The sequence below is a fragment of the Streptomyces sp. A0592 genome (assembly GCF_004795115.1).
Classification (GTDB): domain Bacteria; phylum Actinomycetota; class Actinomycetes; order Streptomycetales; family Streptomycetaceae; genus Streptomyces; species Streptomyces erythrochromogenes.
The window spans coordinates 169,103-187,024 of the sequence record NZ_SSBM01000009.1; the positions used below are offsets into that span (position 1 = coordinate 169,103).

A 17,922-nucleotide genomic window follows, 5' to 3' on the forward strand; every position below is an offset into this window, starting at 1 on the left:
GCGGCCGGGCCGCGGCCCGGCACGGCCCGCCTCAGGGCCGGTCGAGCTTCAGCCGCTCCGCCCGCGGCAGCCCCGCCACCACCAGGTCGTAGGAGTCCTCGACGAGCTCGCGCAGCATCGCGTCGGGGATCCCGCCCACGGTCACCGTGTTCCAGTGCCGCTTGTTCATGTGGTAGCCCGGCGCGATCGCCCCGTGCTCCTCACGCAGCCGTACCGCCAGCTCCGGCTCGCACTTGAGGTTGACCTTCAGCGGCTCGGCGTCCAGCGCGCTGAGCGCGAACATCTTGCCCTTCACCTTGAACACCGAGGTCTCCGGGGTGAAGGGGAACTCCTCCACCGCCGCGTTGAAGCCCAGACAGAACTCCCGCAGCTGCGCCGGGGTCATTCCCCCTCCTCCCCCGCGGCCTCGGCCGCGGCCACCGGTTCGACCAGCACCGTCACGATCTTGTTCCGCCGGCCCGCCGGCGACTCGGCCGTCAGCCGCAGCGGACGCCCGTCCGGCAGTTCCACCAGCGCCGAGGCGCCCGCGATCGGAACCCGGCCCAGCGCCTTCGCCAGCAGTCCGCCGACCGTCTCGACGTCCTCGTCGTCGAAGGCCTCGACCTTGAACAGCTCACCGAGGTCGGTGATGTCCAGGCGCGCCGTGACCCGGTAGCGGTCCTCGCCCAAATCCTCGACCGGCGGGAGCTCCCGGTCGTACTCGTCCGTGATCTCGCCGACGATCTCCTCGAGGATGTCCTCGATGGTGACGATGCCGGCCGTACCGCCGTACTCGTCGATCACGACGGCCACGTGGTTGCGTACCTGCTGCATCTCGCGCAGCAGATCGCCCGCGTTCTTGGTGTCCGGTACGAAGACGGCCGGCCGCATCGCCGTCGACACCAGGTCGGCCTCGGACTCCCGGTTGACGTGCGTCTTGCGGACCAGGTCCTTCAGGTAGACGATGCCGACGATGTCGTCCTCGTTCTCCCCGGTGACCGGGATGCGCGAGAAACCGGACCGCAGGGCGAGCGTGGTCGCCTGACGGACCGTCTTGTAGCGCTCGATGCAGACCAGGTCGGTGCGCGGCACCATCACCTCGCGCACGAGGGTGTCGCCGAGTTCGAAGACCTGGTGCACCATCCGGCGCTCGTCGTCCTCGATGAGCGATTCCTTCTCGGCGAGGTCGACCATCGCCCGCAGCTCGGCCTCCGAGGCGAAGGGGCCCTTGCGGAAGCCCTTCCCCGGAGTGAGCGCGTTGCCGACGAGGATCAGCAGCTGCGGGATCGGCCCCATGATCCGGGCGAGCGGTACGAGGACGTACGCCGCAGCCGTCGCCGTGTTCAGCGGGTGCTGGCGGCCGATCGTGCGCGGGGAGACCCCCACGGCGACGAAGGAGACCAGCACCATCACGGCGATGGCCACGAGCAGCGCGGTCCAGTTCTCGCCGAACTCGTCGAGGCAGACGTACGTGACCAGGACCCCGGCCGCCATCTCGCAGGTGACCCTGACCAGCAGTGCCACGTTGAGGTAGCGGGTGGGGTCGCCCGCGACCTGGGCGAGCTTCTCGCTGCCGCGCCTGCCCTCCCGTACTGCCTGCTCGGCGCGGAAGATCGAGATGCGGGCGATGCCGGACTCCGCGCACGCCGCGAACCAGGCCACGACCACCAGCAGCACCGCGCCGGTGATCAGTTGCGGGGCGCTCACGAGACGGTGGGAGCCGGGGACGGGCCGGTCAGCCCGCGCTCACCGCGCCAGCCGTCCACGATGGCCGCCTGGAGGCCGAACATCTCGGCCTTCTCGTCGGGCTCCTCGTGGTCGTATCCGAGCAGGTGCAGCACCCCGTGGACGGTCAGGAGCTGGAGCTCCTCGTCCATGGAGTGCTGCGTCGGGGCTTCCTCGCCCTGCTTCTTCGCGACCTCGGGGCAGAGCACGATGTCGCCGAGGAGCCCCTGCGGGGGCTCCTCGTCGTCCTTGCCCGGCGGACGGAGCTCGTCCATCGGGAAGGACATGACGTCGGTCGGGCCCGGCAGGTCCATCCACTGGATGTGGAGCTGCTCCATCGCGTCCTCGTCGATGACGATGACGGAGAGCTCCGAGAGCGGGTGGATCCGCATCCGGGTGAGCGCGTAACGGGCGATGTCGAGGATCGCCTGCTCGTCGACCTCGGTTCCGGACTCGTTGTTGACGTCGATCGACATGGTGCGCTGGGTTCTACTTCCGCTGGTAGCCGTTGGCGGCCTGCTGGCCGTCGTCGTACTTCTCGTACGCGTCGACGATACGGCCGACCAGCTTGTGGCGGACGACATCCTCGGACGTGAGCCTGGAGAAGTGGATGTCGGGTACCCCGTCGAGGATTTCCTGAACCTGGCGCAGACCGCTCCGCGCCCCGCCGGGAAGGTCGATCTGGGTGACGTCACCCGTGATCACGATCTTCGAGTCGAAGCCGAGCCGGGTCAGGAACATCTTCATCTGCTCGGCGGTCGTGTTCTGGGCCTCGTCGAGGACCACGAACGCGTCGTTGAGCGTGCGGCCGCGCATGTACGCCAGCGGCGCGACCTCGATCGTGCCCGCCGCCATCAGCCGCGGGATCGAGTCGGGGTCGAGCATGTCGTGCAGCGCGTCGTAGAGCGGGCGCAGGTACGGGTCGATCTTGTCGAAGAGGGTGCCCGGCAGGAAGCCGAGCCGCTCCCCCGCCTCGACGGCGGGCCGGGTCAGGATGATCCGGCTGACCTGCTTGGACTGCAGGGCCTGGACCGCCTTGGCCATGGCGAGGTAGGTCTTTCCGGTACCGGCGGGGCCGATGCCGAAGACGATCGTGTTCTTGTCGATCGCGTCGACGTACCGCTTCTGGTTGAGGGTCTTGGGGCGGATGGTGCGGCCGCGGCTGGAAAGGATGTTCTGGGTGAGCACCTCGGCGGGCGTCTCGGGCCCGTCGCCGTTGCCGTTCGCGCTCGCCTTGAGCATGGCGATCGAGCGTTCCACTGCGTCCTCCGTCATCGGCTGCCCGGTGCGGAGCACCAGCATCATCTCGTCGAACAGTCGCTGGATCAGGGCGACTTCCGCCGCCTCTCCGATCGCGCTGACCTGATTGCCCCGAACATGGATGTCGGCCTTCGGGAAGGCCTTCTCGATCACGCGCAACAGGGCGTCGCCCGAGCCGAGCACAGTCACCATCGGGTGTGTCGCCGGTACGGTGAAGTGCGCTCGCGCCTGCCCCGGCGCGGGGATGTGGGCTGTCGATGTCTGAGTCATGGGCCGGCACTGTGGCCTGCGCATACCTCCTGCTGAGGGGCCGCGCCGATCGACGACCTCCGGAGTACCAAGCGTACGTCGCCGCCGCTGCTTCCCCGAGAGGTTTTCACCGCCCCCGCCGGCCCGCGACGGGCTGCCGCACAGTCCCCCGGCTACGCGGAGTGCCGGAAGCCGATGGTCGGCACGGCCCTGCGCCGGGCGGCCGGGGTCGCGGCCGACGGGATCAGGTCGTCCAGGAAGCCGTAGCGGCCGCGCAGTGCGTGCGGGGCGTCGCGCCACCAGTGGGCCACCTCCGGCCAGCCGGGGGCCGACAGGGAGCCGCCGAACTCCTGGACCGACAGGGCCGCGGTCAGCCCGGCGAAGGCGAGCCGGTCCGCCAGCGGCCAGCCCGCCAGGGTGCCGGTGACGAAGCCCGCCACGTAGACGTCCCCCGCCCCGGTGGGGTCCAGCGCCTCCACGGAGATCCCCGGGACGTGCGCGGTCTCCCCGGTGCGCCCGTCGACCGCGTACGAGCCCTCCGCGCCCATGGTCACCACCGCGATCGGGACCTTCTCGGCCAGCGCGCGGGCCGCGGCCCGCGGGCATTCGGTGCGCGTGTACCGCATCGCCTCGCCGGCGTTCGGCAGGAAGGCCTCGCAGTGCTCCAGGTCGGCCAGGGCCCCCAGGTCCCACCGCCCGCTCTCGTCCCAGCCCACGTCCGCGAAGACCCGTGAGCCGCGCCGGGCGGCCCCGCCGATCCACTCCTCGCCGCGGCCGGGCCCCAGGGAGGCCACCGCGGCGCGGGCTCTGGGCGGACACTGCGGCGAGGACCCGGGGTCCGCCGGCGGGGGGGCCTCGTGGCCGTGGGAGACCATCGTGCGCTCGCCCTCGTAGGCCATCGAGACCGTGACGGGGCTGTGCCAGCCGGGGACGATCCGCGACATGGACAGGTCGATGCCCTCACCCTGCTCCAGGGCGTCCCAGCAGTACTCGCCGTAGTGGTCGTCGCCGAAGGCCGCGGCGAGCGAGGTGCGCAGGCCGAGCCGGGCCAGGGCGGTGGCCATGTTGGCGACTCCGCCGGGGCTGGAGCCCATGCCGCGCGCCCAGGACTCCGTACCGCGCACCGGCGCCGAGTCGAGGCCGGTGAAGATGATGTCGAGGAAGACCGTCCCGGTCAGGAAGACGTCGCAGCCCGGTTCCTCCGGGTCGCGCAGCGGACCGAGCGGGTCCACGGCTGCGGTGCGGCTGTCGAGGTCCCGACTGGTCACGGTGGTCTCCCCGGTTGATCTCGAAGGGCCGTTTCTCGGTGAAAGCTGCCAGGTCTCCCCACCAGGGGCGGGACCAAAACCCAGTGTGGCGCAGATCACCCACAACATGCCCTGCGACCCGATCGCCGCAACCCGCGGGCGGGCCCGCGACGCCGTGCGCCCCGGGCCGCGCGCGTCAGCCCCGCTTCGGCAGCGGAACCCTCATCAGGTCCGCCGCCACGGTGAGCTCCCCCTCGAATCCCGCCGCCCGCGCCTGGCGTTCGAATTCGGTCGGATCGGTGTACCGCTGCGAGAAGTGCGTCAGCACGAGGTGCCGGACGCCCGCGTCGCGCGCCACGCGTGCCGCCTGGCCGGCGGTGAGGTGCCCGTGGTCGGTGGCCAGCCGCTCGTCCTCGTCGAGGAAGGTCGACTCGATCACCAGCATGTCGCAGCCCTCGGCGAGCTCGTCCACGCCGGTGCAGAGCCGGGTGTCCATGACGAACGCGAAGCGCTGCCCGGGCCTGGGCTCGCTGACCTCTTCCAGGGTGACCCCGCCGAGGTGCCCGTCGCGCTGGATCCGGCCCACGTCGGGCCCCTTGATCCCGTGCCGGGCGAGCAGCTCGGGCACCATCCGGCGGCCGTCGGGCTCGGTGATCCGGTAGCCGAAGGACTCCACCGGATGCGAGAGCCGCCGGGTCTCCAGGACGTACGAGGCCCCGTGCGCGACGGTTCCGTCCTCGGCCACCGGTTCCTCGGCGATCGGCACGGTCTCGCGGTAGGCCGTGGCGTACCGGAGCCGGTCGAAGAACTTCTGCCCCGACGCCGGGTAGTGCGCGGCGACGGGGTGCGGGACCTGGTCGAGGTTGATCCGCTGGATCACCCCGGCGAGGCCGAGGCTGTGGTCACCGTGGAAATGGGTGATGCAGATCCGGTTGATGTCGTGCGCGGCGACCCCGGCACGCAGCATCTGCCGCTGCGTGCCCTCGCCCGGGTCGAAGAGGATGCCCTCGCCGTCCCAGCGCAGCAGGTAGCCGTTGTGGTTGCGGTGGCGGGTGGGCACCTGGCTGGCGGTGCCCAGCACCACGAACTCTCTGGCGGACACGTGCTATCCCGGGGGCCACTGGAGGCCGCGGCCGCCCAGGACGTGCGCGTGGGCGTGCCAGACGGTCTGGCCGGCCCCGGAGCCGGTGTTGAAGACGATCCGGTAGCCGTGGTCGTCGATCTTCTCGTCGGCGGCGACCTGTGCGGCCTCACGCAGTATGTCGGCGGCGACGCCCGGCTCCGCGGCCGCGAGGGACGCGGCGTCGGGGTAGTGCACCTTGGGGATGACGAGCACGTGCGTGGGCGCCTGCGGGTTGATGTCCCGGAAGGCGACGGTGGTCTCGGTCTCCCGGACCACGGTCGCCGGGACGGCCCCCTCGACGATCTTGCAGAACAGGCAGTCGGCCTGCGGTTCCCCGGCCATTGCGCACCCTCCCGTGACGTTGATCGGTCCGGGCATCGTATCCAGCCGGGGGCCCGCCGCGGGCGCGCATTTCAGCCGGTCAGGCCCAACGTCCGGTACGGGCGAGCAGTACCGCCGCGGCCGCTGTGCCGGCGGTGGAGGTCCGCAGGACGGAACGGCCCAGGCGGTAGGGGTGCGCCCCCGCCGCGGCGAAGACCTCCAGCTCCTCCGGGGAGACGCCGCCCTCCGGGCCGACCACCAGGACGACGGAGCCGGTGGCCGGCAGCTCGGCCGTGGCCAGGGCCTGCGAGGGGGTGTCGCGGTCCTCGTGCAGAACCATCGCCAGATCGGCGCCGGCCAGCAGCGCCGCGACCTGCTTCGTGGACAGGGCCTCGGCCACCTCCGGGAAGCGGACCCGGCGGGACTGCTTGCCCGCCTCGCGGGCCGTGGCCCGCCACTTGGCCAGGGACTTGGCCCCGCGGTCGCCGCGCCACTGCGTGATGCAGCGCGAGGCCTGCCAGGGCACGATCGCGTCCACACCGGTCTCGGTCATGGTCTCGACGGCCAGCTCGCCCCGGTCCCCCTTGGGCAGGGCCTGGACCACCGTGATACGGACCGCCGGCTCCTCCTCCCGCCCGGCGTCGGCGACCGCCACGACGAGCCGGTCCTTGCCCTCGGCCGCCTTGACGACGGCCTCCGCCCAGCCGCCGCGGCCGTCCGTCAGGACCACCTGCTCGCCCGGGTTCAGCCGCTTCACGGACACGGCGTGCCGGCCCTCCGGCCCGTCCAGGACGAACTCCGCCCCGGCGGGGACCTCTTCGACCACGAACACCGGGGCCGTCATGACGCACTCCTCATCTGCATTTCCTTCAACATCCTCTGCGCCTGCGCCAATTCGGCCGCCAGCACCTCCACCAGCTCCGCCGCCGGCAGGGCCCGCGCGAGCCGGTGCCCCTGGCCCGCATACAGGGCCATGCCCTGCGGGTCGCCGGCCGCGGCGGCCGCCTTGCGCAGCCCCGAGGTCAGGTGGTGGACCTGGGGGTAGGCGGCCGGGGCATAGGGGCCGTGCTCCCGCACGAAGCGGTTGACCAGCCCCCGCGCCGGCCGCCCGGAGAAGGCTCGGGTCAGCTCCGTCCGGACGAAGAGCGGATCCGTCAGCGCCTTCTTGTGCACGGGGTCCGCACCCGACTCCGGACACACCAGGAAGGCCGTCCCGAGCTGCGCCGCCGCCGCGCCGGCCGCCAGCAGCGCGGCGATCTGCGCGCCCCGCATGACCCCGCCCGCGGCGATGATCGGCAGGGCCACGGCCTCCCGTACCTGCGCCACGAGCGCGAGCAGCCCCACCGCGGCCGTGCCGTCGATCTGCGGGTCGTCCCGGTGGGTGCCCTGGTGGCCGCCCGCCTCGACGCCCTGGACGCAGACGGCGTCGGCACCCGCCCGCTGGGCACTGCGTGCCTCCTCGGCGGAGGTCACCGTGACGACGGTGTACGTACCGGCCTTGCGCAGGGCGGCGAGGGCCGCGGGGGCGGGACAGCCGAAGGTGAACGACACGACCGGGACCGGGTCCTCCAGGAGGATGGCGAGCTTGGCGTCGTAGCCGTCGTCGCTGGTGCCGATGATGTCCTCCTCGGCGAGCGAGATCTCGTACCAGCTGGCCTCGCCGGCCAGCTGCCCGCGGTACGCCTCCACGGCCGCCGGGTCGACGTACCCGGTCTGCGGCATGAAGAGGTTGACGCCGAAGCGGTGCCGGGTGAGTGCGCGCACCTGTTTGATCTCCTGGTACATCCCGTCGGCGGTCTTGTAGCCGCCGGCCAGGAAGCCCAGTGCGCCGGCCTCGCACACGGCGGCGACGAGCGGCGGGCAGGAGGCGCCGCCCGCCATGGGAGCCTGCACGATCGGGTGGGGGGAGAGACCGTTCGCGGCGGTGGACATGGCTGCATCGTGCCACGTCCGGCCCACGGCGCCGAATCACCGCTTTCGCCTGGCATAGTCCGCTTCCCGGCGGGCGGAGGGACGGCCTCCGGCAGTACGCCGAGAGCCCGGCCGGGTCTCCCCGGGCCGGGCTCGAAGCGGTGCTCGCCGTGCGGTCAGCGACCGTTGAAGGCGTCCTTCAGACGACTGAAGAGGCCCTGCTGGCCCGGCGCGAACTGGCCCATGGGCCGCTCCTCGCCGCGCAGCTTCGCCAGCTGGCGCAGCAGCTCCTCCTGCTGGGCGTCCAGCTTGCCCGGGGTGGTGACCTCGACGTGCACGATGAGGTCGCCGCGGCCGCCGCCGCGCAGGTGGGTGACGCCGCGGCCGTGCAGCGGGATCGCCTGTCCGGACCCGGTACCGGGCCGGATGTCGATCTCCTCCAGCCCGTCCAGCGTCTCCAGCGGGCACTTGGTGCCCAGCGCGGCCGCCGTCATCGGGATGGTGACCGTGCAGTGCAGGTCGTCCCCCCGCCGCTGGAAGGTCGGGTGCGCCAGCTCGTGGATCTCCACGTACAGGTCGCCGGCGGGGCCGCCGCCGGGGCCGACCTCGCCCTCGCCCGCGAGCTGGATCCGGGTGCCGTTCTCGACACCGGCCGGGATCTTGACCGTGAGGCTGCGGCGGGAGCGGACCCGCCCGTCACCCGCGCACTCGTGGCACGGGGTCGGGACGACGGTGCCGAAGCCCTGGCACTGCGGGCAGGGGCGCGAGGTCATGACCTGGCCCAGGAAGGACCGGGTGACCTGCGAGACCTCACCGCGGCCGCGGCACATGTCACACGTCTGCGCCGAGGTGCCGGGGGCTGCGCCCTCGCCGGAGCAGGTGGTGCAGACGACGGCCGTGTCGACCTGGATGTCCTTGGTCGTCCCGAAGGCCGCCTCGTCCAGTTCCAGGTCGAGGCGGATCATGGCGTCCTGGCCGCGCCGGGTCCGCGAGCGCGGGCCGCGCTGCGAGGCCTGGCCGAAGAAGGCGTCCATGATGTCGGAGAAGTTGCCGAAGCCGCCCGCCCCGAAGCCGCCGGCTCCGCCGCCGCCCGAGGAGGACAGCGGGTCGCCGCCGAGGTCGTAGACCTGCTTCTTCTGCGGGTCCGACAGCACCTCGTAGGCCGCGTTGATCTCCTTGAAGCGCTCCTGCGTCTTCGGGTCCGGATTCACGTCCGGGTGGAGTTCACGCGCGAGGCGCCGGAAGGCCTTCTTGATCTCGTCCTGCGATGCGTCGCGGCGCACGCCGAGAACGGCGTAGTAGTCCGTGGCCACTTACGACTCCGCCAGGATCTGTCCGACGTAACGTGCCACTGCGCGTACCGCTCCCATCGTTCCGGGGTAGTCCATGCGGGTCGGTCCGACCACGCCGAGTTTGGCGACCGTTTCGCCGCCCGAACCGTAACCGACCGAGACGACCGACGTGGAGTTGAGCCCCTCGTAGGCGTTCTCGTGCCCGATCCTTACGGCCATTCCCGACTCGTTGGCCTCGCCGAGGAGCTTGAGGAGCACGACCTGCTCCTCCAGCGCCTCCAGCACCGGCCTGATCGTCAGGGGAAAATCGTGTCCGAAGCGGGTGAGATTGGCGGTACCGCCGATCATCAGCCGCTCCTCCGCCTCCTCGACCAGGGTTTCGAGGAGCGTCGAGAGGACGGTGGAGACGGTGCCCCGGTCGTCGGCCTCGAAGGACTCCGGGAGGTCCTGGACGAGCGGGGGCACATCGGTGAAGCGCCTGCCGACGACCCGGCTGTTGAGCCGGGCCCGCAGGTCGGCGAGGGAGGCCTCGCCGAAGGGGCTCGGACAGTCGACGAGCCGCTGCTCGACGCGTCCGGTGTCCGTGATCAGGACGAGCATCAGGCGCGCGGGGGCGAGCGAGAGCAGCTCCACGTGCCGGACGGTCGACCGGGTCAGGCTCGGGTACTGGACGACCGCGACCTGACGGGTGAGCTGCGCGAGCAGCCGCACCGTACGGCCGACGACGTCGTCGAGGTCGACGGCCCCGTCGAGGAAGTTCTGGATGGCCCGGCGCTCGGGCGACGACAGCGGCTTGACCCCCGCGAGCTTGTCGACGAAGAGGCGGTAGCCCTTGTCGGTGGGGATCCGGCCGGCGCTGGTGTGGGGCTGGGCGATGTAGCCCTCCTCCTCCAGCACCGCCATGTCGTTGCGCACGGTGGCGGGCGAGACGCCGAGCCGGTGCCGCTCGGTGAGCGCCTTGGAGCCGACCGGCTCCTCCGTCCCGACGTAGTCCTGGACGATGGCGCGCAGCACTTCGAGTCTGCGTTCGCTGAGCATCGCGCACACCTCCAGCGTGATCCGTTGCCGTGTTCTGACGTGTTCTGGCGTTCGTTGGCACTCTGTACGTCCGAGTGCCAGAGAGCCCCCGCTCAGTGTACGGCCGGGTAGTAAGACCCTGGCAAGGGAGGCCCGCCAGGGTAGCGTCGCGGCATGGACGTGCGTTGGGAAGAGGCGGGCTGGGAACGGCTGACCGGGAGGGCCGGCCGGCGGCGCCTGCCGGTGTGGGACTGCACGGTGGGGCTGGTGGTGGGGGACGAGTCCGTCCTTCTGATCGATCCGGGATCGTGCGTGCGCGAGGGTGCCGAGGTGCGGGCCGAGGCCGAGCGTCTGACGGGCCGGAGCGTGACCCATATCGCATTCACGCACGGGCATTTCGATCACGTACTGGGCGCGGCCGCCTTCCCCGGCGCCGAGGTCTTCGGGGCGGTCGGGCTGGCCGCGCTGCTCGCCTCGGGCCGCGAGGAGCTGCGCGGGGACGCGGTGCGGCACGGGCTCGCGGAGGCGGAGGCTGCCGAGGCGGTGGACCTGCTGGTGCTGCCCGGCCATCAGGTGTCGGGCGAGTGGACCCTGGAACTGGGCGGGGTGCAGGTGCTGCTGGCCAACGTGGGGCCCGGGCACACCGGGCACGACCTGGCCGTCTTCGTCCCGGGCGAACGCGAGACGGTGTTCTGCGGCGACCTGGTGGAGGAGTCGGGCGAGCCGTTGGCCGGGCCGGACGCCGTGCCCCGGCAGTGGCCCGCCGCCCTGGACCGGCTGCTGGCGCTGGGCGGCGAGGACGCGCTGTACGTGCCGGGTCACGGAGCGGTGGTCACCGCGGAGTTCGTGCGTGCGCAACGCGCCACACTGGCGGCCCGTTCCGGCGTGTCGTAGGCGGGAGGCGCCCGGCTCTCCTAGTGTCGGCCGGATGCGCGAGTACTCCCCCGACCTGACCCCGCAGTGGAAGCGACCCAAGGCCGTGCCGGAGGTCGCCGCGGAACCGGACCTGGTGGTCGAGGTGGCGGGTACGGACTTCTGCGGTGCGGTGGTGGCCTGCGAGGCGGGCACGGTGACCTTGGAGGACCGCTTCGGCAAGCGCCGGGTGTTCCCGATGGAGCCGCGGGGCTTCCTGCTGGACGGCGCTGTGGTCACCCTGGTCCGGCCGCCCCGGGGGCCGTCGGCGCCCGCCCGTACGGCGTCGGGGTCGATCGCCGTCCCCGGCGCCCGGGCGCGGGTGGCCCGGGCGGGCCGGATCTACGTCGAGGGCCGGCACGACGCCGAGCTGGTGGAGCGGGTGTGGGGCGACGACCTGCGCATCGAGGGCGTGGTGGTCGAGTACCTGGAGGGCGTCGACGACCTCCCGGCGGTGGTGGCGGAGTTCGGCCCGACGCCGGACGCCCGCCTGGGGGTGCTGGTGGACCACCTGGTACCGGGCTCGAAGGAGTCCCGCATCGCGGCGTCGGTGGACTCTGAGCACGTCCTGGTCGTGGGCCACCCCTATGTGGACGTCTGGCAGGCGGTGAAGCCGTCGGCGCTGGGCATCGCCGCGTGGCCGGTGGTCCCGCGCGGCCAGGACTGGAAGACGGGCGTCTGCCGGGCGCTGGGCTGGCCGGAGAACACCGGCGCCGCCTGGCAGCACATCCTGTCCCGGGTGGGCTCCTACAAGGACCTGGAGCCGACCCTGCTGGGCCGCGTCGAGGAGCTCATCGACTTCGTCACAACCCCCGCCTGATCTACGGCAGGGTGCCGAAATCGACGGTGTCGAGCGTCACGCCGAGGCCGTCCAGCGGGACCGGTTCTGCGAACTTGCTGGTCCGCGCCGTGCGGTAGTCGGCCTCGCCCCCCACCGCCGAACGGCTCGGTGAGCAGCGTGCACTTCGCTTCGAAGGGGTCGACGGTCAGGCCGGCCCGGATCCGCGCGGGTTCACCCGGGAAGGTGATCAGTCGACCAGGTCCCGGACCACCGCGTCGGCCAGCAGCCGCCCCCGCAGGGTCAGCACGGCCCGTCCGGCCTCGTAGGGGCCCGGCTCCAGGAGCCCGTCGGCGAGGGCCTTGCGGGAGGCCGCCAGGCCGGCCGGGGCGAGCAGGGTCAGCGGCACCCCGTCCACGAGGCGCAGCTCCAGCAGGATCCGTTCCACGCGGCGGTCCTCCTCCGAGAGGAGCTCGCGCCCCGCGCCCGGGGAGCGGCCCTCGGCGAGGGCGGCGGCGTAGGCGCCGGGGTGCTTGACGTTCCACCAGCGGACCCCGCCCACGTGGGAGTGCGCGCCCGGCCCGGCGCCCCACCAGTCGGCGCCGCGCCAGTACAGCTCGTTGTGCAGGCAGCGCCCGGCCTCCGAGGTGGCCCAGTTCGACACCTCGTACCAGGAGTACCCGGCCTGGGCCATGACCTCGTCGGCGATCAGGTAGCGGTCGGCGTGGACGTCGTCGTCGGTCATGGGGACCTCGCCGCGGCGGATCCGGCGGGCCAGCTGCGTGCCCTCCTCGACGATCAGCGCGTAGGCGCTGACGTGGTCCGGGCCGGCCCCGAGGGCGGCGGCGAGGGAGTCGCGCCAGTCCTGGTCGGTCTCGCCCGGCGTCCCGTAGATCAGGTCGAGGTTGACGTGCTCGAAGCCCGCCGCGCGGGCCTCCGCCACGCACGCCTCGGGGCGCCCGGGCGTGTGCGTGCGGTCCAGGACCTTCAGGACGTGCTGCTTGGCGCTCTGCATGCCGAAGGAGATCCGGTTGAAGCCGCCTGCGCGCAGCTCGGCCAGGTACGCGGGGTCGACGGACTCCGGGTTGGCCTCCGTCGTGATCTCGGCGTCGTCGGCCAGGCCGAACTCGTCCCGGATCGCCGCGAGCATCCGTACGAGGTCCCCGGCGGGCAGCAGCGTCGGCGTGCCGCCGCCGACGAAGACGGTGCGGACGGCCCTCGGGTCGTCGCCGAGCACCTTCCGCGCGAGCCGGACCTCGTCGATCAGGGTGTCGACGTAGTTCTCGCGGGAGGCGAGCACGCCTCCGGTGCCCCGCAGCTCGGTGGCCGTGTAGGTGTTGAAGTCGCAGTACCCGCAGCGCGTGGCGCAGTACGGGACGTGCAGGTAGAACCCGAGCGGCCGCTCCCCCGCGCCCGCCAGGGCGTGCGACGGCAGCGAGCCGTCTTCGGGCATGGGTTCACCGTCGGGGAGTGCGGAAGGCATACCCCCATCATCCCGCACCCGGCGCACCGCCCGGTCCCGCCCGCGTTCGAGGCGGGGGGTGTGCGGCCCCGGCGGGGCGGGACCACGCCCCGCCCCGCCGGGCCCGCGGCAGGCGTCAGGCCTCGCGGGACCCCTCGTACATCTCCTCGATCAGGTGCTTGAACTCACGCTCGACCACCGGCCGCTTCAGCTTCAGGCTGGGCGTGAGGTCGCCGTGCTCGACGTCCAGGTCGCGCGGCAGGATGCGGAACTTCTTGACCGTCTGCCACCGCTGGAGACCCTCGTTCAGGGTCTGGACGTAGGTCTCGATCAGCCGGTCGGTCTCCGGCGCGGCCAGGACCTCCTGGTACGTCCTGCCCTCCAGCCCGTTCTCGGCGGCCCAGCCCAGGATCGACGGCTCGTCGAGCGCGATCAGCGCCGAGCAGAAGTTCCGGTCGGCGCCGTGCACGACGATGGTCGACACGTACGGGCAGATCGCCTTGAACCGGCCCTCGATCTCCGCCGGGGCGACGTACTTGCCGCCCGAGGTCTTGATCAGGTCCTTCTTGCGGTCGGTGATGCGCAGGTAGCCGTCGGGCGAGAGCTCGCCGATGTCGCCCGTGTGCAGCCAGCCGTCGGACTCCAGGACCTCGGCGGTCTTGTCCGGCTGCCCGTGGTAGCCCTGCATGATGCCGGGGCCGCGCAGCAGGACCTCACCGTCGTCGGCGATACGGACCTCGGTGCCGGGGAGCGGCTTGCCGACCGTGCCGGTGCGGTAGGCCTCGCCGGGGTTGACGAAGGAGGCCGCGCTGGACTCCGTCAGGCCGTAGCCCTCCAGGATGTGGATGCCCGCGCCGGAGAAGAAGAAGCCGATGTCGGGGGCGAGGGCGGAGGCGCCGGAGACGGCGGCGCGCAGCTTCCCGCCGAAGGCGTCGCGGAGCTTGGAGTAGACGAGCGCGTCGGCGATCTTGTGCTTGGTGGTGAGGCCGAAGGGGGCGGTCGCGCGCCCGGTACGGCGGTAGTTGTCCTGCGTGACCTTGGCGTATTCGCGGGCGACGCCGGCGGACCACTGGAAGATCTTGTACTTGGCGCCGCCGGCGGCGCGGGCCTTGGCGGCCACGCCGTTGTAGACCTTCTCGAAGATGCGCGGGACGGCCGCCATGTACGTCGGCTGCACGACCGGCAGGTTTTCGATGATCTTGTCGATGCGGCCGTCGACGGCCGTCACGTGCCCGGCCTCGATCTGGCCGGAGGTCAGCACCTTGCCGAAGACGTGTGCCAGCGGCAGCCAGAGGTACTGGACGTCCTCCTTGCCGATCAGGCCGGTGGCGACCATGGCCTTGGCCAGGTACGACCAGTTGTCGTGCAGCAGCCGCACGCCCTTGGGGCGGCCGGTGGTGCCGGAGGTGTAGATGAGCGTGGCGAGCTGCTCGGAGGTGATGGACGCGATGCGCTCGTCGACGGCCTCGGGGTGCTTGGCGAGGTACTCCTTGCCTCTCGCCTCCAGGTCGGCCAGGGAGAGCACCCAGCCCTCCGGGTCGCCCTCGGCGGCGACCGCGTCGTCGGCCTCCAGGACCACGACGTGGCGCAGGCCCGGCAGGTCGGCGCGGCGCTCGCGCGCCTTCGCCAGCTGCTTCGCGTCCTCGGCGATGAGCACCCGGCTCTCGGAGTCCGCGAGGATGAACGCCGACTCGTCCGCGTTGGTGCTGGGGTAGATCGTGGTGACCGCGCCGCCGGCGCACATGACACCGAGGTCGGAGAGGATCCACTCGACCCGGGTGTTGGAGGCGAGGGCGACGCGCTGTTCCGTTTCGAGGCCGAGGGAGATCAGTCCGGCCGCGATGGCGAAGACCCGTTCGGCGGCCTGGCTCCAGCTCAGCGACTTCCAGTCGTCCGGAGCGCCCGTACCGCCGGCCGCGGGCACCGGATACCGGTAGGCCTCGTCGTTCGGCGTCGCTGCGACGCGCTCACGGAAGAGGACCGCCACCGTGGGCGGGCGGTTCTCGAGATAGGTCTGTGTGTCGCTCACGACATCCTCCGGACCGATCCACGCGGCAGCGCGTGGGCGTGGGGCGCTGGGGGCGCTTGGGACTGGCGGGTTTGCAGCCGTTGACTTCTTAAACTGGCGAGTAACCGTTGAGCAGTGATCAGACTAGAGCGCGTCCGGCGTGCGCGTAAGAGCCAGTGAGCGGCCGGTTCATAACGAAACAGGCCCCCGCGCCGATGCGCGGGGGCCTGTGTACGCCGGGTGACGGAGAGGCGGCTACTTCTTCTTGGCGCCGGACTCGTCACTGGAGAGGACGGCGATGAAGGCCTCCTGCGGGACCTCCACGGAGCCGACCATCTTCATGCGCTTCTTGCCTTCCTTCTGCTTCTCCAGCAGCTTCCGCTTACGGGAGATGTCACCGCCGTAGCACTTGGCGAGGACGTCCTTGCGGATGGCGCGGATGGTCTCGCGGGCGATCACGCGGGAGCCGACGGCCGCCTGGATCGGCACCTCGAAGGCCTGCCGGGGGATGAGCTCGCGCAGCTTGGCGACGAGGCGCACACCGTAGGCGTAGGCGGCGTCCTTGTGGCAGACGGCGGAGAAGGCGTCGACCTTGTCGCCGTGCAGCAGGATGTCGACCTTGACCAGGCTGGAGGCCTGCTCGCCGGTGGGCTCGTAGTCGAGGGAGGCGTAGCCGCGCGTCTTGGACTTCAGCTGGTCGAAGAAGTCGAAGACGATCTCGGCGAGCGGCAGGGTGTAGCGGATCTCGACGCGGTCCTCGGAGAGGTAGTCCATGCCCAGGAGCGTGCCGCGGCGCTGCTGGCACAGCTCCATGATCGCGCCGATGAACTCGGTCGGGGCGAGCACCGTGGCCCGGACGACCGGCTCGAAGACGTCCTTGATCTTGCCTTCGGGGAACTCGCTCGGGTTGGTGACGGTGACTTCCTTGCCGTCCTCCAGAACCACCCGGTAGACCACGTTGGGCGCGGTGGCGATCAGGTCGAGTCCGAACTCGCGCTCCAGGCGCTCGCGGACCACGTCCAGGTGGAGCAGGCCGAGGAAGCCGACGCGGAAACCGAAGCCGAGCGCCGCCGAGGTCTCGGGCTCGTAGACCAGCGCGGCATCGTTGAGCTGGAGCTTGTCCAGGGCCTCGCGCAGGTCCGGGTAGTCGGAGCCGTCGAGCGGGTAGAGGCCCGAGAAGACCATCGGCTTCGGGTCCTTGTAGCCGCCGAGGGCCTCGGTCGCGCCGTTCTGCAGGCTGGTGATGGTGTCACCGACCTTGGACTGACGGACGTCCTTCACGCCGGTGATGATGTAGCCCACCTCGCCGACGCCGATGCCGTCGGACGGGGTCATCTCCGGGGAGGAGACGCCGATCTCCAGCAGCTCGTGGGTGGCGCCGGTGGACATCATCCGGATGCGCTCGCGCTTGTTGAGCTGCCCGTCGACCACACGGACGTACGTCACGACGCCGCGGTACGAGTCGTAGACCGAGTCGAAGATCATCGCGCGGGCGGGGGCGTCCTTGACGCCGACCGGGGCCGGGACGGTGGCGACGACCTTGTCCAGCAGCGCCTCGACGCCCAGACCGGTCTTCGCCGAGACGCGCAGCACGTCCTCGGGCTGGCAGCCGATCAGGTTCGCGAGCTCCTCGGCGAACTTCTCCGGCTGGGCGGCCGGCAGGTCGATCTTGTTCAGGACGGGGACGATCGCGAGGTCGTTCTCCATCGCCAGGTACAGGTTGGCGAGGGTCTGCGCCTCGATGCCCTGGGCGGCGTCCACCAGGAGGACGGTGCCCTCGCACGCGGCGAGGGAGCGCGAGACCTCGTAGGTGAAGTCGACGTGCCCGGGGGTGTCGATCATGTTGAGGATGTGGGTGCTGCCCTGACCCTCGCCCGTGGTGGGCGCCCAGGGCAGTCGCACCGCCTGGGACTTGATCGTGATGCCGCGCTCACGCTCGATGTCCATGCGGTCGAGGTACTGGGCGCGCATCTGCCGCTGGTCGACCACGCCGGTGATCTGGAGCATCCGGTCGGCAAGGGTCGACTTGCCGTGGTCGATGTGCGCGATGATGCAGAAGTTGCGGATCAGCGCCGAGTCGGTACGGCTCGGCTCGGGCACGTGGCTGGGGGTCGCGGGCACGCAGTGTCCTGATTCTCGGTCGCAGTCGGAAGCGTTTGCGGAGCGTCGGTCGGAGCGAAAGTCCGGCTCCCGTCGCTGTCGGCGGCGCGATGTCGGATCTCTACGCAGACTCCCATGGTCCCATGGACGGGGCAGTGCGCTCGGTTTGGGCCGCCCGTAGCGTGCCTGGTAGCCTGGGCAGCTGTGTCTTGTATGCCCTCTCAGCTGTCAGGACACAATCCGAAGATCAAACTCTGAACCTGAAAAGGCTCTTTCGTGGCGAACATCAAGTCCCAGATCAAGCGGAACAAGACCAACGAGAAGGCTCGCCTTCGCAACAAGTCGGTCAAGTCCGAGCTGCGCACCTTCATCCGCAAGGCCAACGAGGCCATCCTCGCCGGCGACGCGGAGAAGGCCACCGCCGCGGCCCGCCTGGCTTCCAAGAAGCTGGACAAGGCCGTCTCGAAGGGTGTCATCCACAAGAACGCCGCCGCCAACAAGAAGTCGGCGCTGGCCTCCAAGGTTGCCGCCATCTGAG

The 17,922-nt window shown here is 71.4% G+C and carries 17 protein-coding genes; 3 read left to right on the forward strand and 14 right to left on the reverse strand.

The window, feature by feature from the left end; genetic code table 11:
* Window positions 1-31: 31 nt before the first annotated feature.
* From E6U81_RS16055 to hrcA, 11 genes are all read right to left on the reverse strand, one after another.
* Window positions 32-385, reverse strand: a complete 354-nt coding sequence (locus E6U81_RS16055; RefSeq protein WP_030957668.1) for an MmcQ/YjbR family DNA-binding protein — start codon at window positions 383-385, stop codon at window positions 32-34.
* Window positions 382-1,686 carry a hemolysin family protein gene (locus tag E6U81_RS16060; protein ID WP_136230752.1) on the reverse strand — a complete coding sequence of 435 codons (1,305 nt, stop codon included), beginning with the start codon at window positions 1,684-1,686 and terminating at the stop codon, window positions 382-384. Before E6U81_RS16060 ends, E6U81_RS16055 begins: the two co-directional genes overlap by 4 nt.
* Window positions 1,683-2,180, reverse strand: a complete 498-nt coding sequence (ybeY, locus tag E6U81_RS16065) for an rRNA maturation RNase YbeY (protein WP_136230753.1) — start codon at window positions 2,178-2,180, stop codon at window positions 1,683-1,685. Before ybeY ends, E6U81_RS16060 begins: the two co-directional genes overlap by 4 nt.
* A 13-nt stretch (window positions 2,181-2,193) precedes the next feature.
* A complete protein-coding gene (locus E6U81_RS16070) occupies window positions 2,194-3,234 on the reverse strand; it encodes a PhoH family protein (RefSeq protein WP_136230754.1) in 1,041 nt (346 codons plus the stop codon).
* A 152-nt stretch (window positions 3,235-3,386) separates the two neighbouring features.
* Complete coding sequence (locus E6U81_RS16075; protein WP_206309944.1) at window positions 3,387-4,481, reverse strand: PfkB family carbohydrate kinase; 1,095 nt, start codon at window positions 4,479-4,481, stop codon at window positions 3,387-3,389.
* Window positions 4,482-4,656: 175 nt separating this feature from the next.
* On the reverse strand, window positions 4,657-5,562 hold the full coding sequence (locus E6U81_RS16080; RefSeq protein ID WP_136230755.1) for a ribonuclease Z: 906 nt from the start codon (window positions 5,560-5,562) through the stop codon (window positions 4,657-4,659).
* 3 nt (window positions 5,563-5,565) lie between these two features.
* Entirely contained in the window at window positions 5,566-5,925 is a 360-nt protein-coding gene (locus E6U81_RS16085; protein ID WP_030027777.1) for a histidine triad nucleotide-binding protein, read from the reverse strand.
* Window positions 5,926-6,004: 79 nt separating this feature from the next.
* Window positions 6,005-6,748, reverse strand: coding sequence for a 16S rRNA (uracil(1498)-N(3))-methyltransferase (locus tag E6U81_RS16090; RefSeq protein ID WP_136230756.1), 744 nt, complete (start codon window positions 6,746-6,748; stop codon window positions 6,005-6,007).
* Window positions 6,745-7,836: a nitronate monooxygenase gene (locus E6U81_RS16095; RefSeq protein WP_136230757.1), complete on the reverse strand. Its 1,092-nt coding sequence runs from the start codon at window positions 7,834-7,836 to the stop codon at window positions 6,745-6,747. Before E6U81_RS16095 ends, E6U81_RS16090 begins: the two co-directional genes overlap by 4 nt.
* Window positions 7,837-7,991: 155 nt before the next feature.
* Window positions 7,992-9,128, reverse strand: coding sequence for a molecular chaperone DnaJ (gene dnaJ / locus E6U81_RS16100; RefSeq protein WP_031145725.1), 1,137 nt, complete (start codon window positions 9,126-9,128; stop codon window positions 7,992-7,994).
* Entirely contained in the window at window positions 9,129-10,145 is a 1,017-nt protein-coding gene (gene hrcA, locus E6U81_RS16105) for a heat-inducible transcriptional repressor HrcA (protein WP_136230758.1), read from the reverse strand. It abuts the gene before it with no gap.
* Between the two features lie 153 nt (window positions 10,146-10,298).
* Between hrcA and E6U81_RS16110 the strand changes: the two genes are divergently transcribed.
* Together E6U81_RS16110 and E6U81_RS16115 are read left to right on the forward strand one after the other, a co-directional pair.
* Window positions 10,299-11,018 (forward strand): MBL fold metallo-hydrolase, encoded by a 720-nt coding sequence (locus E6U81_RS16110; protein WP_136230759.1) that lies wholly within the window; start codon window positions 10,299-10,301, stop codon window positions 11,016-11,018.
* A gap of 34 nt (window positions 11,019-11,052) precedes the next feature.
* Window positions 11,053-11,856 carry a DUF3097 domain-containing protein gene (locus E6U81_RS16115; protein WP_136230760.1) on the forward strand — a complete coding sequence of 268 codons (804 nt, stop codon included), beginning with the start codon at window positions 11,053-11,055 and terminating at the stop codon, window positions 11,854-11,856.
* A 208-nt stretch (window positions 11,857-12,064) separates the two neighbouring features.
* Here the strand turns inward: E6U81_RS16115 and hemW are convergent, their stop codons facing one another.
* The 3 genes from hemW to lepA all read right to left on the reverse strand — a co-directional run bounded on the left by hemW (window position 12,065) and on the right by lepA (window position 17,405).
* Window positions 12,065-13,297 carry a radical SAM family heme chaperone HemW gene (gene hemW / locus E6U81_RS16125; RefSeq protein ID WP_136230761.1) on the reverse strand — a complete coding sequence of 411 codons (1,233 nt, stop codon included), beginning with the start codon at window positions 13,295-13,297 and terminating at the stop codon, window positions 12,065-12,067.
* Window positions 13,298-13,412: 115 nt separating this feature from the next.
* Window positions 13,413-15,305, reverse strand: a complete 1,893-nt coding sequence (locus E6U81_RS16130; RefSeq protein WP_136230762.1) for an AMP-dependent synthetase/ligase — start codon at window positions 15,303-15,305, stop codon at window positions 13,413-13,415.
* A gap of 234 nt (window positions 15,306-15,539) precedes the next feature.
* Window positions 15,540-17,405: a translation elongation factor 4 gene (lepA, locus tag E6U81_RS16135; protein WP_136230763.1), complete on the reverse strand. Its 1,866-nt coding sequence runs from the start codon at window positions 17,403-17,405 to the stop codon at window positions 15,540-15,542.
* 255 nt (window positions 17,406-17,660) lie between these two features.
* Here lepA and rpsT point away from each other — a divergent pair, with 255 nt between their 5' ends.
* Window positions 17,661-17,921 (forward strand): 30S ribosomal protein S20, encoded by a 261-nt coding sequence (gene rpsT, locus E6U81_RS16140; RefSeq protein WP_030030523.1) that lies wholly within the window; start codon window positions 17,661-17,663, stop codon window positions 17,919-17,921.
* Window position 17,922 lies beyond the last annotated feature (1 nt).

What these genes read in the sequence shown, in the direction of transcription:
- E6U81_RS16070 (WP_136230754.1), bottom strand. Translation starts at nt 3,234, where the DNA reads ATGACTCAGACATCGACAGCCCACATCCCCGCGCCGGGGCAGGCGCGA.
- ybeY (WP_136230753.1), bottom strand. Translation starts at nt 2,180, where the DNA reads ATGTCGATCGACGTCAACAACGAGTCCGGAACCGAGGTCGACGAGCAG.
- E6U81_RS16095 (WP_136230757.1), bottom strand. Translation starts at nt 7,836, where the DNA reads ATGTCCACCGCCGCGAACGGTCTCTCCCCCCACCCGATCGTGCAGGCT.
- E6U81_RS16055 (WP_030957668.1), bottom strand. Translation starts at nt 385, where the DNA reads ATGACCCCGGCGCAGCTGCGGGAGTTCTGTCTGGGCTTCAACGCGGCG.
- E6U81_RS16115 (WP_136230760.1), top strand. Translation starts at nt 11,053, where the DNA reads ATGCGCGAGTACTCCCCCGACCTGACCCCGCAGTGGAAGCGACCCAAG.
- hemW (WP_136230761.1), bottom strand. Translation starts at nt 13,297, where the DNA reads ATGCCTTCCGCACTCCCCGACGGTGAACCCATGCCCGAAGACGGCTCG.
- E6U81_RS16090 (WP_136230756.1), bottom strand. Translation starts at nt 6,748, where the DNA reads ATGACGGCCCCGGTGTTCGTGGTCGAAGAGGTCCCCGCCGGGGCGGAG.
- E6U81_RS16110 (WP_136230759.1), top strand. Translation starts at nt 10,299, where the DNA reads ATGGACGTGCGTTGGGAAGAGGCGGGCTGGGAACGGCTGACCGGGAGG.
- hrcA (WP_136230758.1), bottom strand. Translation starts at nt 10,145, where the DNA reads ATGCTCAGCGAACGCAGACTCGAAGTGCTGCGCGCCATCGTCCAGGAC.
- E6U81_RS16085 (WP_030027777.1), bottom strand. Translation starts at nt 5,925, where the DNA reads ATGGCCGGGGAACCGCAGGCCGACTGCCTGTTCTGCAAGATCGTCGAG.